The sequence below is a fragment of the Streptomyces chumphonensis genome (genome assembly GCF_014779715.1).
In the GTDB taxonomy this organism is placed as follows: Bacteria; Actinomycetota; Actinomycetes; order Streptomycetales; family Streptomycetaceae; genus Streptomyces; species Streptomyces chumphonensis.
Window position 1 is genome coordinate 88,286 of sequence record NZ_JACXYU010000003.1, and the last position, 13,023, is coordinate 101,308.

The window sequence follows — 13,023 nt, forward strand, 5'->3', positions numbered from 1 at the left end:
ATGCCCGCCACCGACACCACCAACACCACCAACACCACCGAGACCACCCGGAAGACCAAGCCGACCAAGCCGACCAAGACGGCCAAGCCGAACCGGGCGGCCAGGACCACCAGGACGCCGGACGCCGAGAGCACCTCCCCGGGCCGGCCCACCGAGCCCGCCACCACCGGTCCCCGGCCCGGCACCCGGCCCGACGGCGAGCCCGGCACCGCGACCGCCGCACCCGGCTACGACCCGCCCCGACTACGGGACCGGGCCCTCGGCACCCTGCTGCGTGCGGTGCGGCTGCTCCGGCGGGCCCTCGTCCGCCGGCCCCGGCCGCCGCGCCGCCTGGCGCGTCGGCTCCCCCGTCCCCCGAGGTGGTGGCCGCTGCCCGCCTGCGTCCTGCTGGGCCTCCTCGCGGGGGGCGGTTGGGGCACGCTGAGCACCCCGCAGTACACGGCCACCGGCTACGTGGTCGTCGTGCCGGGGGAGAAGTCCGATCCGACGTCCGCGCTGGGCTTCGCCCAGGCGTACGGGCGGCTGGCCACCAGCGGTGCCGTCCTCGCCGCCGCGCAGCGGGCCGCCGAGGTCCCGGCCGGCACGCTGCGCGAGAGCGTGCGCTCGGCCACCTCGCCCGACGCTCCGATGATCGAGGTCACCGGCACCGCGACCGGTCCCGGGGCCGCCGCCGAACGGGCCAACGCCGTCGCCGAGGCACTCGCCGCGAACGGCAACACCTCGGCCAAGCGCACCGGCGTCGAACTCGTGCTCTTCGCCCGGGCCCTGCCGCCCGCGGCACCGTCCTCGCCCTCCGCCCCGCTGGCGGCGGCCGTCGGCGCGGCGGCCGGCGGGCTGGTGGGCGGGCTGACGCTGCTCGCCCGGCCGCGTGCGGCCACCCGCCCCGAGGAGTCGGCCCCACCGGCGGGGGAGGGCACCCGATGACGCGGCAGCCGGCGGCGGACCCCGTCACGGTGAGCCTGTGCCGCGACCCGGCGGAGTTCGCCGCCCTCGGTCCCCAGTGGGACGCGCTGCACCGGCGCAGCCCGGCCGCCACCCCGTTCCAGAGCCACGCCTGGCTGCACTCGTGGTGGCTCTCCTACGGACGCCCGGGCCGCCTGCGGCTCGTGCTGGTGCGGCGGGGCGCGCGGCTCGTCGGCGCCGCACCACTGATGCTGGCCTACCGCCCGCTCCCCGCCCTGGTCCCCCTGGGCGGCGGCATCTCGGACTTCTTCGACGTGCTCCTCGACACGGACTGCCCCGGAGCCCGCACGGCGCTCCTGCGCGGACTGCACCGGGCGTCGGGCTCGGCCGTGATCGACCTGCGCGAGGTGCGGCCCGGGTCGCTGACCGAGACGTTGTTCCGCCACTGGCCCGGCCCGCGCAGCCGGCTGTGCGACTCGGAGTGCCTGGAACTGCCCGGCGTCGGCCTGGAGCAGCTGCTGAACCGGCTCTCCGGGAGGGCCGCGCGCCGCTTCCGCGCCAAACTGCGCAAACTCGACGCCCTCGGCATCGAGGAACGGCCCGTGCCCGCCGCCGAGGTGCCCGCGGCCGTCGGCAACCTGCTGCGGCTGCACGCCCTCCAGTGGCACGGCCGGGGGGTGACGCCCGAGCACCTGCGGCCGCGCTTCGCCGAGCACCTGACGCGTGCCGTCGGCGGCATGGTGGGCGCGGGGGACGCCGTGGTGACGGAGTACCGGATGGACGGGGAGGTCGTCGCCTCCGACGTCACCCTGATGTCCGACGAGTTGGCCGGCGGCTACCTGTACGGCGCGCACCCGAGGCTGCGGGAGAACAAGGTCGACATCACCACCATGCTGCTGCGGCACGACACCCGGCACGTCACGGCGTCCGGGCGGCGGGTGCTCAGCCTGCTGCGCGGCACCGAGCCCTACAAGCTGCACTGGCGGCCGGAGACGGTCACCAACCAGCGGTTCCTGCTGGCGCGTCGGCGCCTGGCCCCGGCGCTGCGGATGCTCACGGCCGGCGCGTCGGGCCGCGCGGTCGCGGCCTCGGCGGCCCGGGCCCGGATGCCCGCCGTGCGGGCCTGGCGTGCCCGGCTGCGCGGCGCCCGCACGCCCGCCCCCGAGCCGGGCTGACGCCGCGGCGGGGCCCCGGGGCGTGGCGGCCCCGGGGCCCGGTCGGGTTCAGCGCAGGTTCAGCGGCCGTCGCGGCCGAAGGTGAGGGTCGTGCCCGGCCGGTCCGGGAACAGGCACACCCGGCGCTCGCCGATCCACCGCTCCAGCCAGTCTCCGAACTCCAGGGCGACGCAGCCGGGCTCCTCCGGGCGTCCCGCGACCTCGTCGGGCCGGGCCGTGGCGGACGGCTCGGGTGTGCCGGACGGTGCGGAGACGTCCGGCAGGCCGTACAGCGCCTCCCGGAAGACGGCGGAGGAGCGCGGGTTGCTGCGGCACTGCCACACGCCGTGCGGGCAGTAGTCGGTGACGGTCTGGTAGACGGGCCGGTGCCGGTCGAACCACTCCAGCATGCCCCGCATGTAGGCGGGGTTGTCCCCGTTGCGGAACAGGCCCCACTCCGGGAAGGAGATCGGCTTGCCGCGCGCGGCGGCGAAGTCCACGTGGTGCTGGAGGCCGTAGGGCTGGGTCACGTGGTCGGTGAAGTCGGCGCCGGGCGGCTGGTCGTACGCGTCCAGGCCGATGATGTCCACGACGTCGTCGCCCGGGTAGCAGCGGGGCCACGGGACGGCGTCCCGGCCCCGGCTGGGGGTGAAGTCGAAGCGGAACTCCTGGCCGGGCACCGCGCGCATCGTGGTGACGATCCGTCGCCAGTACGCCTTCCAGGCGTGCGGGTCGGGTGCGCAGCGGTGGGTGTAGGTGGTGCCGTTCATCTCCCAGCCGAGGACGAGGACGGTGTCCTCGGCCCCCAGGCGCACGAGACGCTCGGCGAGGGTGCGGAAGTGGTGGTCGAAGTCGCCGCGCGCGGCCGTCCGCAGCAGCCGCCGGACCTCGGCGTCGCCCACGCCCGCCTCGTTCCGCTCGAACATCGGCACGTTGAGCACCAGCATCCGGTCGGCGTCCGCCCGGCGCCACCGCGCCCAGGGGCGCAGGAACTCGGGCCTGCCCTCGATGTTCACCCACAGGTCGCCGGGCAGGTAGGTGTGCCCGACGCGCAGTTCGGTGCCGCCGAGCCAGCGTTCCAGCTCGGCGATGCGCCGCACGCCGCGCGGCCCGGAGTCGAGGAAGGCGCCGATCGCGGTCCTGCCGGAGCCGGGCGGGGGCGTGTCGCCGGGCGGGCTGGGGACCGCGGGCGGGCTCGGGGGGTCGGGGGGTGTCGGCTTGGGCGGGGTCGGCGGCGGGGAGGGCGCGGACGGGGTGGCGACGGGGCCGGGGGCCGCGTTGCGGGCGTCGTCGTTCCCGGCCTCGTCGCCCCACGGCACCACGAGGGTGCCGAGGAGCAGGCCGGCCACGACGGCACCGGCGCAGACACCGGCCGCACGGCGCCTCGGGCGGGAGTGGGGGGCTCCTTGCGGACGCCCCTTTCGGGCACGCATGATCCGACAGTAGGCACGGGTGGACGGACCGTGTCCGGCCCGGGGCGCCGCCGTTGGGCCATCGGTGCCCCGCGTCCCCCGGTCGGCGCAGGCGGCGTCCGGACGCGCGCCCCCGCGCGGCGTACCCGGGCCGGGCGGACGCGGGTCAGCCGGACCGGGGGGCCTCGGGGGCCTCGTCGAGCAGCCGTCCGAGGATGTCCCGCAGGTGCGTCGCCGAGGCCACCGAGAGCACCAGTTCCGTCCCGTCCTGCTGGGCGGTGTGGCCGAGGGCGGCCAGCGGTATCCGGACCTGCCGGGGGTGTTCCGCGCGACCCTCCGTCCGGGCTGGCGTGCGACCGGGCCGGTCCGGTTCCGGGCGCCGACACCGCGCGCCCAGTGCGGGCCGTGACTCCCTGACCTGGTCGCCGCCCGCGCGCTTGGCCGCGCGCAGGGCGACGTCGCAGTCCAGAAGCAGGTCGAACAGCTCGTCCTCCGGGCGTCCCAGCGGCACCCGTCCGGCCACTCCCATGGACACCGTCTGGCCGGTCAGCGCGACGGAGGCGTCGCGGCTCGTGCGGACGCCGATGGTACGCCCGCGCACGGCCTCCAGCGCGCGTCCGGCGGCCCGCCGGGCGGCGTCCACTCCGCTGTGCGGGAGCAGCACCAGGAACTCGTCACCCGTGTGCCCGCCGTACCGCCCGACGACGGCGCCCTCGATCCGGCCGAGCACCTCGGCGGTGGCCTTGAGCACCTCGTCGCCCGCGACGTGCCCGTAGGTGTCGTTGACGCTCTTGAAGCGGTCCAGGTCGGCGAGGACCAGCGCCAGGGGGCTGCGTTCGTCACGCGCCCGGGCCAGGGCGGCTAAGGCCCGGTTCTCCCACGCCTGGCGGTCGAGCACGCCCGTGAGCCCGTCGACGAAGTTCCGCCCGCAGGAGGGGCAGCGCGGTGCTTCGGGTGCCACGGGGGCGTGCCGGTCCTGCGGTGGGGCGCCGTGCGCGCCGTGCGCGGGCGCGCCGTTGACTGTCCTCGGAGCGGTCCTCATCGATCCCCTCTTCCCCGCGGCCGGCGCGCCCGAGGCCCGTGGGCGAGCGGGGCCGTACCGGCGTCTCTTCGTGACGGTGTTCGAACGGTGCTGCGGGCGGGCCGTGCCGAGCCGGGGGGCGGCCGTGTGCCGGGGGGTGAACGTACGGCCGTTCGTGGCTTACTTTCAACCAGTAGTTGATCCCGTGCGCTGTGTGAGTCTAGACGCGGAAGCGGCCTGCGTGTCAACTACTGGTTGATTGCCAGAAATTGATGGAACGTTAGGATGCGTTCCTGCATGCGGGCGGGAGGGGTGAGGTGCGATGCCCGACACCACCGAGAACACCGAGAACACCGAGAACTCCGGGAACACCGAGAACACCGGGAACGACAACGCCGGAACCACCGAGGACGCCGACGGCAAGGGCCTGCCGACGCTCGCGGCCCGGCTCAACCGGCTGTTCGGGACGATCCGCCCGGAAGGGCCCCGGGGCCGTACCTACACCAACGACGAAGTGGCCCTCTCCGTCAAGGAGTCCAACCCGCACATCAGGGTGGGCGGCGCCTACCTCTCCGCGCTGCGCACCGGCACCAAGAAGAACCCCTCCACCGAACTGCTCGCCGCGCTCGCCCGCTTCTTCGGCGTGCCCGCCTCCTACTTCCTGGACGAGGCGACCGCCGTCCAGACCGACGCCGAGCTGGCCCTCGCCCAGGTCGCCCACAACCTCGGTGTGCGCAAACTCGCACTCCGCGCACTGGAGTTGACGCCCGAAGGGCTCGCGGCGGTGACCCGTATCGTCGAACATGTGCTGGACGGCGACATCGAGGGCACGGACACCGGCGGGCCCGGGGCCGCGCCGCCCGGGCGCCCCGCCCCGTGAAGGGGGCACCCCGTCGGCAGTCCGGCACGGAAGGGCAGGGAACGCGGCATGGTGACCCGGTGAACATCAAGACCATGCGCCGCAGCTGCGCGGCGTTGGTCAAGGACCTCGACCTGCCGCTCCCGGCCGAGCCGGAGGAGGTCGTCGCGGCCCTGTGCGCTCGGATGCGCCAGCGGCTCGGCCGGGCGGTCCACCACCGGCTGGTCGCCTTCCCGCCGGACACGGTCAGCGGCCTGTGGGTGGCCACCGACGACGCCCACTTCATCCTGTGCGAGGAACGCACCAGCCCCTGGCACCAACTGCTGATCACCTGCCACGAGTTCTGGCACATAGAGGCCGACCACCGGGCCACGCCCGGGGCGGAGGAGACCACCGACGCCCTGCTGTTCCCCTCGCTCGACCCCGGCACGGTCGGACGCATCGTCGCCCGGCGCACCCACTGCACCGCCGAGGAGGAGCAGGAGGCCGACTTCTTCGCCTCCCTGCTCATGGCCAGGGTCAGCCGCTGGCTGCCCCGGCGCACGTGGCCGGTCCCACCCTCGGCCGCCGCCGTCGTGGACCGGCTGGAGAACACCCTCGGACGCCCCACCGACGGCCGCCCCGCCGACACCGCGCCTCCGCACGCCCCGGCCCGCGACGCCACGCCCGGGCAGGCACCGGACGACCGGGGCGCGGACGTCGCACCCGGGCGGACCCGGTGAACGACCCCACCGGCCTGTACTGGGTCTGCTCGGCGGCCTCCTGGGCCGCCCTCGGCTTCAAGCTGCCCGGTCTGTGGCGCGAACCGCGCAACCCCATGCGCTGGTCGGTGTGCTCCACCCTCCTCCTGGCCGGCGCCGCGATGTTCTTCGCCGCTCCGGTGGCCATCGCCCGGCTCAACGCCCACACCGGCGTCCCCAACATCGCCGCCCCGGTGGTCTACTGCCTCCTCACCGCACTCGGCGTCTCCTCCCACCTGCTGATCACCTACTGGCGCCACCCCGTCGAGCGCGCCCGGCCGGTCGCGCTGCGCTGGATCGGCGCCTACAGCGCGGTCCTGCTGGCCCTCGTCGTCCTCTTCGCCCTCGGCGACCCCCGCGTCGAGCGCCGCACGGACTTCGACACCTACTACGCCACCACGCCCGCCACCGGCGCGTTCATCGTCCTCTACCTGGTGGCCCTGGCCGTCGCCATGACCATCCTGGCCCGGCAGGTGGCCGGCTGGGCCGCCGTGGCCGGACGTCCCTGGCTGCGCCGGGGGCTGCGGCTGATCTGCGCGGGCGCGGTGTGCGCCCTCGGTTTCTGCGTGGCCAAGCTCCTCGCCGTCGCCGCCCGGTGGGCCGGGCGCGACTGGGACGCCCTCAACACCGAGGTGGCCCCGGCGCTCGCCGTCGTCGGGCTGCTGATGAGCGCCCTCGGCTACGCCCTGCCGGTGGGCGGGGAGAAGCTCAGCGGCGCCCGGGATCGGCTCGCCCGGCGGCGCGCCTACCGCGCGCTGTTCCCGTTGTGGAACGCCCTGCGCGCGGCCACCCCGGCCATCGTCCCGCCCGCCCGGGTGCCGTGGTGGGACTTCGAGCTCCGGCTCACCCGGCGGCTGGCCGAGATCAACGACGGTCGCCTCGCGCTGCGTTCGCACACCGACCCGGCCGCCGGCCCGACGGCCCGCCGCCTGGGCGAGGAGGCTGGCCTGGCGGACACCGAGCTGCTGGCGGTCGTCGAGGCCGCCCGGCTGCGCGCCGCCGTCACCGCCAAGGCCCGGCACCGCACCTTCCCGCCGGACGGGGGCGAGGAGTGCGCGGGCCCCATCGGCGGGGCCGACGGCATCGGCGAACTCGACTGGCTCGTCCAGGTCTCGCGGGCCTTCGCCGCCTCACCGGTCGTCCGCGCGTCGGCCGTTGAGGCGCACGACCCGCCGGCGCGGCCGGAGGCCGACCCGAGCCCGGCCCATCACCGAGAGGACTGAGAACGCAGTGGTGCACAGACCGACACACGCCGTGGTGCTGGGCGGCGGCCTCGCCGGCATGCTCGCCGCCGCCGCGCTGGCCCGGCACGTCGACCGGGTCACCGTCGTCGAACGCGACGTCCTGCCCACCCGCCCCGAGCCGCGCAGGGGCGTTCCCCAGGCCCGCCACGCGCACCTGCTGTGGTCCGGCGGGGCCCGCGCCATCGAGGCGCTGGTGCCCGGCATGGAGGAACGGTGGCTGGCCGCCGGGGCGCGGCGCATCGGCATGCCCGACGGCATCGTGTCCCTGTCCGCCCAGGGCTGGCTGCACCGCTGGCCCGACCTGCAGTACCTCATCACGTGCAGCCGGGACCTGCTCGACCGGACCCTGCGCGAACGGGTGCTGGCCGACGGCCGGATCACCGTCCGGCAGGGCGTCACCGCCGACGGCCTCGCGGGCGGCGCCACCCGCGTCACCGGCGTCCGGCTGCGGGACCCGGCCACCGGCGAGGAGACCACCGTCGACGCCGCCCTCGTCGTCGACGCGACCGGACGGGCCTCGCGCGCCCCCGCGTGGCTGGAGCAGCTGGGGCTGCCCGGCGTGCCCGAGGAGGTCATCGACTCCGGACTGGCCTACGCCAGCCGCCTCTTCCACGCCCCGCCGGGCAGCGGCCCGGCCGTGCCCCTGGTCAACGTCCAAGCGGACCACCGCGCACCCCGGCCCGGTCGCACCGCCACCCTGGTCCCGATCGAGGGGGACCGCTGGCTGGTCACCCTCTCCGGCACCCGCGGCGGCGAACCGCCCCTGGACGCGGAGAGGTTCACGGAGTTCGCGCGCGACGCCGTGCGGCACCCGATCGTGGGGGAGCTGCTGGCCGGTGCGGAACCCGCCGGCCCGGTGCACCGCTCGCGCAGCACCGTCAACCGCCGCCGCTCCTTCGAGCGCCTGCCGCACTGGCCGGAGGGCTTCGTCGTGCTCGGCGACGCGGTCGCCACGTACAACCCCGTCTACGGACACGGCATGTCGGTGGCCGCCCACGGTGCCACCGCCCTGCGGGAGAACCTGGCCCGGCGCGGCCTGGCCCCCGGCACCGCCCGCGCCGTCCAGCGCGCCGTCGCCCGGGCCGTCGACGGCGCCTGGTCCACCGCCACCAGCCAGGACGTCCGGTACCCCGACGCCATCGGCCCCCGGCCGCCGCTGCCGCTGAAGATGCTGGGGCGGTACGTCGACCGGCTGATGGCCACGGCCAACACCCGCCCGGCCGCCGCCCGGGCCCTCTACACCGCCTTCACCCTCTCCGGCCCCATGGCCGGGCTCGTCGCCCCCGCCGCCCTGGTGGCCACACTCCGGGGCCCCCGGCGACCGGCCCCCGCCGAGCCCCCGTTCACGCCCGAGGAGCTCCGCGTCCTCCGCCTCCCCGACCCCGTCTGACCCGACCCGGGCCGGGCCTCACGTCACACCGGGAGACAACGGAACCCCTGGCCCGCCCCACCCGTGGTGCCGACTCGACGTCGCGCGAACCGCCTCGTCGAGGGGCGGTGCGAGCGCGGCCGACAGCTCCACGGCCTCCTCGGTGCACCGACAGACCGCAAGCGCGGCGATCCGCCGCCTTCTCTGGGGGCAACCGTGTGGCGCGAGGCGAGTGGGGACCACTTCGTGCAGCTCAGCCTTGTGCAGCTCAGCGCCGGTGTGAGCGACACTATCGTGTGCGGCACATGGGGCGTCACCGTCGCTTCGAGCAGTCGCCGGTGGGCCTGTCCGACAGCCGGCCGTCAGCGTCGGGAAGGCTCTAGGGTCCTCGCTTGTGACTGGACTTTCCTCGTATCACGGTGCGACAGCTGATGCCTACGATGCCGTCGCCGTTCCCTATGCCGGATTGCCACGCGACGACCTCAACACTCTTCCGCTGGATCGCGCGGTGCTCGCCGCGTTCGCCGAAGCTGTGCGGGCCGCCGGCTGCGGGCCCGTCGCCGAGCTGGGATGCGGCCCCGGACCTGTCACCGCACACCTGCGGGATCTGGGGCTGCGCGTCTTCGGCGTCGACTTGTCGCCGGTGATGATCGATCTCGCGCGGGAGACATACCCGGATCTGCGGTTCGAAATCGGTTCCATGGATGCCCTCGACCTGGATGACGGCCGGTTGCAAGGCGTCGTGTCCTGGTACTCGATCATTCACGCCCCACCGCGGGACGTGCCGGCTTACCTCGCCGAGTTCCATCGGGTTCTCGTGCCCGGCGGGACTCTTCTGCTCGCCTTCTTCGAGTCGGAAGGTGAGCCGACCACGGCGTTCGACCACAAGGTGACGACAGCCTACCGATGGCCGATCGACGACCTTGCAGGGCTGGCCGGTGCGGCCGGCTTCACCGAGGTCGGCCGGATGCTGCGTGAGCCATGCGAGGGAGAACGGTTTCGCCGGGGGCATCTGCTGATGCGCGCAGGGAAGTGAATCAGGTTGTCGCGTGCCGCCTTCGACGGCACGCGACAACCTTGGCCGGGGACCGGCTGGACAGCCCGCACGGGCGGGGCGGCACGTGAAGCCTCTGGTGGGTACCGGGCGATCGTGGCCGTGACCCCGTGAGCCCGTGTACCAGAGGCTTCAGTCATGGGCCGAGCCGACCGGACGGTTCACAGCCCGGGTTGGCCACGCCGCGCCGTCAGCACTTCTCGGAGACCCCGCCGGTGTCGTCGCCGCTCAGGGCGATCGCGGTCACGTAGCCGTTCTGCTTGGGCCAGGTCCGGTCGATCAGGACCCACTTGTTGTTGGTGTAGCCCTCCAGGGTCACGGTCTCGCCGTACGTCCAGCAGATCGCGGGGTAGGTGTAGCCCGGAGCCACGTGGCTGAGGATCTCACTGCTCGTGTTGGGCTCAGCCCGGACGTGGACCCGCAGCCACGCGTGGACCTGGGTGTTCAGCACCGTGACGGGAGTCGTCTGCGCCTTCGTGGGGGCCGGGGTGGCGGCGTGCTGCGAGGCGTCGGCGGCATGGGCGCTGGTGGCACCCAGGCCGAGCAGGATGGCGGCCCCGACGGCGGCGGTCGTCTTGAGCATCGTGCGCATGGAGACGTTCCCCTTCGAGCGACGTTCTCGGACGCCGCCCAGCATTGTTTCGTGGCGCCCCGAGCTGGAAGCGAAATTTCTGCCAACCTGGGGCGAGGATAGTGCTTGAGGCCGTCGTCGCCCTTTTCGGGCCAAGCGAGGAAAGGGTCCGCGGGTCTTTTTGTGGAGGACGAAAGAACGGGCGTTCTCGCGTTTCGACCTGCGCTGAGGGAATTGCGTCTGTCCTATGCGGAGGACGGAGGCGCTCCGGGCCGCGCGGTGCACGGCACACCGTCGGCCTGGGTTTGACGAGGTGGGAATGGCCGAGCGCGAGGGGTTCGGCCGGCCTGTTCGGCGCGCCGGGGTCACCGGTGGCGCGTCGGTGCTTCCTCTGCGCCGGCCGAGATCGCCATGATGTCGGCATGTCGTGCGTGGTCGGCCTTATGTTCTCGCTGCGCACCCACAAGGCGGTTGAGACCTCTGCCATGTGTGCGCGGACTTCGTGCTCGTCACCTGCCCACCGCGACAGAGAACCCCGATCCCAACGGGGATCGGGGTTCACATGTGGCCCTACTGTGGTGTCCGAGGGGGGACTTGAACCCCCACGCCCGATAAAGGGCACTAGCACCTCAAGCTAGCGCGTCTGCCATTCCGCCACCCGGACCCGGTGGACCGCGCGGCCTCGGCCGCCCGGCGCGACGCCAACGATAGCAAAGGATCAGGGGTGGCCGGTCACGCCCGCCTCCGGGCCGGGGCGAATCGGGTCGGAGGCGGACGGATGGGCGACGGGTCGCCCTTGGGGCGGGGACCGGAACGCGCCAGGATGGGAGCGGAGTCCGTCACCACCAGGAGGCAGTGTGAGTGAGTCGAGCCCGACCACGGCAGGCAGCGCAGGCACCGGAGAGCCCGGCCCCGGGAGGGCCGCGGCGGCCGAGAGCGAGGTCGTCGGCCTGTGCCGGGACCTGATCCGCATCGACACCAGCAACTACGGCGACGGCCGGGGGCCGGGGGAGCGGAAGGCGGCCGAGTACGTCGCCGAGCAACTGGCGGAGGTCGGCCTGGAGCCGGAGGTCTTCGAGTCGCGGCCCGGCCGGGCGTCCACGGTCGTGCGGGTGCCGGGCGAGGACTCCTCGCGTCCGGGGCTGCTCATCCACGGCCACCTCGACGTCGTCCCCGCCAACGCCGACGACTGGACCCACCACCCGTTCTCCGGTGAGATCGCCGACGGCTGCGTGTGGGGGCGCGGCGCGGTGGACATGAAGGACATGGACGCGATGACGCTCGCCGTCGTCCGGGAGCGCATGCGCAGCGGGCGCCGCCCTCCGCGCGACATCGTGCTGGCCTTCCTCGCCGACGAGGAGGCGGGCGGCACTTACGGCTCGCGCTACCTCGTCGACCACCGGCCGGAGCTGCTGGAAGGGGTCACCGAGGCCATCGGGGAGGTGGGCGGCTTCTCGTTCACGGTCAACGAGAACCTGCGGCTCTACCTGATCGAGACCGCCCAGAAGGGCATGCACTGGATGCGGCTGACCGTCGACGGCACGGCCGGGCACGGCTCGATGACCAACGACGACAACGCCATCACCGAGCTGTGCGAGGCCGTCGGGCGGCTGGGGCGCCACAAGTTCCCCGTCCGTGTCACCAAGACGGTGCGGGCGTTCCTGGACGAGCTCTCCGACGCCCTCGGCGTCGAGCTCGACCCGGAGAACATGGACGAGACCCTTGCCCGGCTCGGCGGCATCGCCAAGATCATCGGCGCCACGCTCCAGAACACCGCGCAGCCCACCCAGCTCGGGGCGGGCTACAAGGTCAACGTCATCCCGGGCCAGGCCACCGCGCACGTGGACGGCCGCTTCCTGCCGGGGCACGAGGAGGAGTTCCTGGCCGACCTGGACCGTGTCCTCGGGCCGCGGGTGCGGCGCGAGGACGAGCACGCGGACAAGGCGCTGGAGACGACCTTCGACGGCGCCCTGGTGGAGGCCATGCAGAGCTCGCTGCGGGCGGAGGACCCGGCCGCCCGCGCGGTGCCCTACATGCTCTCCGGCGGCACCGACGCCAAGCAGTTCGACGACCTGGGCATCCGGTGCTTCGGCTTCGCCCCGCTCAAGCTCCCCCCGGAGCTCGACTTCGCGGGCATGTTCCACGGGGTCGACGAGCGGGTGCCGGTGGACGGCCTCACGTTCGGCGTCCGCGTGCTTGACCGCTTCATCGACCAGTGCTGAGCGGCCGCCCGGTCGCCGGTCGCCGCCGTCGGGGGCGGTGATTCGCTCGGGTGTGCGGGATTGGCCAGGAAGGGTGAATGCGCCGGGGGAGTCGTAGCCCCTCCCCTCACTCCTCGTTACACGGGATGCGGTCCGTGGCTGGGACCGCGTTTCCAACAAGGAGGAAGAATGATCAAGAAGGTCGTCGCTGCTGCGGCTGCCACCGGTGGTCTGCTGCTCGCGGGTGCGGGCGTGGCCGTCGCCGACGCCGGTGCCGAGGGTGCCGCCGTCGGTTCGCCGGGTGTTCTCTCCGGCAACGTCGTGCAGGTGCCGGTGCACGTCCCGGTGAACGTCTGCGGCAACACCGTCAACGTCATCGCGCTGCTGAACCCCACCTTCGGCAACGTCTGCGTCAACGACTGACGACACGCGCCCGAGCCCGTGAGGGTTTGATGCCAAGCCCCGGAGTGCGTCATCTCGCGCTCCGGGGTTGTC

The 13,023-nt window shown here is 74.1% G+C and carries 12 protein-coding genes and 1 tRNA gene; 9 read left to right on the plus strand and 4 right to left on the minus strand.

All coding sequences use genetic code 11. The annotated features are described in order from the left end of the window. The gene (locus IF129_RS08100; RefSeq protein ID WP_191208836.1) at positions 1-924 is read left to right on the plus strand and encodes a hypothetical protein; all 924 of its coding nucleotides are present in this window, start codon (positions 1-3) and stop codon (positions 922-924) included. Beyond that, positions 921-2,078: a GNAT family N-acetyltransferase gene (locus IF129_RS08105; protein ID WP_191208837.1), complete on the plus strand. Its 1,158-nt coding sequence runs from the start codon at positions 921-923 to the stop codon at positions 2,076-2,078. Before IF129_RS08100 ends, IF129_RS08105 begins: the two co-directional genes overlap by 4 nt. A gap of 59 nt (positions 2,079-2,137) precedes the next feature. Here the strand turns inward: IF129_RS08105 and IF129_RS08110 are convergent, their stop codons facing one another. Together IF129_RS08110 and IF129_RS08115 are read right to left on the minus strand one after the other, a co-directional pair. Next, entirely contained in the window at positions 2,138-3,490 is a 1,353-nt protein-coding gene (locus tag IF129_RS08110) for a glycoside hydrolase family 26 protein (protein WP_191208838.1), read from the minus strand. Positions 3,491-3,635: 145 nt separating this feature from the next. Further along, entirely contained in the window at positions 3,636-4,511 is an 876-nt protein-coding gene (locus IF129_RS08115) for a GGDEF domain-containing protein (protein WP_191208839.1), read from the minus strand. Between the two features lie 301 nt (positions 4,512-4,812). On the opposite strand from IF129_RS08115, the gene IF129_RS08120 reads away from it, so the two are divergent. From IF129_RS08120 to IF129_RS08140, 5 genes are all read left to right on the plus strand, one after another. Next, positions 4,813-5,370 (plus strand): helix-turn-helix transcriptional regulator, encoded by a 558-nt coding sequence (locus IF129_RS08120; RefSeq protein WP_191208840.1) that lies wholly within the window; start codon positions 4,813-4,815, stop codon positions 5,368-5,370. A gap of 59 nt (positions 5,371-5,429) precedes the next feature. Continuing rightward, on the plus strand, positions 5,430-6,071 hold the full coding sequence (locus IF129_RS08125; RefSeq protein WP_191208841.1) for a hypothetical protein: 642 nt from the start codon (positions 5,430-5,432) through the stop codon (positions 6,069-6,071). Beyond that, complete coding sequence (locus tag IF129_RS08130; RefSeq protein ID WP_191208842.1) at positions 6,068-7,312, plus strand: MAB_1171c family putative transporter; 1,245 nt, start codon at positions 6,068-6,070, stop codon at positions 7,310-7,312. The genes IF129_RS08125 and IF129_RS08130 overlap by 4 nt, the downstream gene beginning before the upstream one ends. 10 nt (positions 7,313-7,322) lie before the next feature. After that, entirely contained in the window at positions 7,323-8,723 is a 1,401-nt protein-coding gene (locus IF129_RS08135; RefSeq protein WP_318153626.1) for an FAD-dependent oxidoreductase, read from the plus strand. A gap of 373 nt (positions 8,724-9,096) precedes the next feature. Next, a complete protein-coding gene (locus tag IF129_RS08140; RefSeq protein WP_191208843.1) occupies positions 9,097-9,738 on the plus strand; it encodes a class I SAM-dependent methyltransferase in 642 nt (213 codons plus the stop codon). Between the two features lie 208 nt (positions 9,739-9,946). On the opposite strand, the gene IF129_RS08145 is transcribed toward IF129_RS08140, so the two are convergent. Then, complete coding sequence (locus IF129_RS08145; RefSeq protein ID WP_191208844.1) at positions 9,947-10,348, minus strand: SH3 domain-containing protein; 402 nt, start codon at positions 10,346-10,348, stop codon at positions 9,947-9,949. Positions 10,349-10,903: 555 nt separating this feature from the next. Beyond that, positions 10,904-10,991 (minus strand) — tRNA-Leu (locus IF129_RS08150). A gap of 193 nt (positions 10,992-11,184) precedes the next feature. Here IF129_RS08150 and IF129_RS08155 point away from each other — a divergent pair. Both IF129_RS08155 and chpH read left to right on the plus strand, forming a co-directional pair. Continuing rightward, entirely contained in the window at positions 11,185-12,549 is a 1,365-nt protein-coding gene (locus tag IF129_RS08155) for a M20/M25/M40 family metallo-hydrolase (RefSeq protein ID WP_191208845.1), read from the plus strand. Positions 12,550-12,717: 168 nt separating this feature from the next. Beyond that, positions 12,718-12,951, plus strand: coding sequence for a chaplin ChpH (gene chpH / locus IF129_RS08160; RefSeq protein ID WP_191208846.1), 234 nt, complete (start codon positions 12,718-12,720; stop codon positions 12,949-12,951). Positions 12,952-13,023 lie beyond the last annotated feature (72 nt).

Coding starts and splice junctions, on each gene's coding strand:
- IF129_RS08120 (WP_191208840.1), top strand. CDS start 4,813: ATGCCCGACACCACCGAGAACACCGAGAACACCGAGAACTCCGGGAAC.
- IF129_RS08115 (WP_191208839.1), bottom strand. CDS start 4,511: ATGAGGACCGCTCCGAGGACAGTCAACGGCGCGCCCGCGCACGGCGCG.
- IF129_RS08105 (WP_191208837.1), top strand. CDS start 921: ATGACGCGGCAGCCGGCGGCGGACCCCGTCACGGTGAGCCTGTGCCGC.
- IF129_RS08100 (WP_191208836.1), top strand. CDS start 1: ATGCCCGCCACCGACACCACCAACACCACCAACACCACCGAGACCACC.
- IF129_RS08110 (WP_191208838.1), bottom strand. CDS start 3,490: ATGCGTGCCCGAAAGGGGCGTCCGCAAGGAGCCCCCCACTCCCGCCCG.
- chpH (WP_191208846.1), top strand. CDS start 12,718: ATGATCAAGAAGGTCGTCGCTGCTGCGGCTGCCACCGGTGGTCTGCTG.
- IF129_RS08145 (WP_191208844.1), bottom strand. CDS start 10,348: ATGCGCACGATGCTCAAGACGACCGCCGCCGTCGGGGCCGCCATCCTG.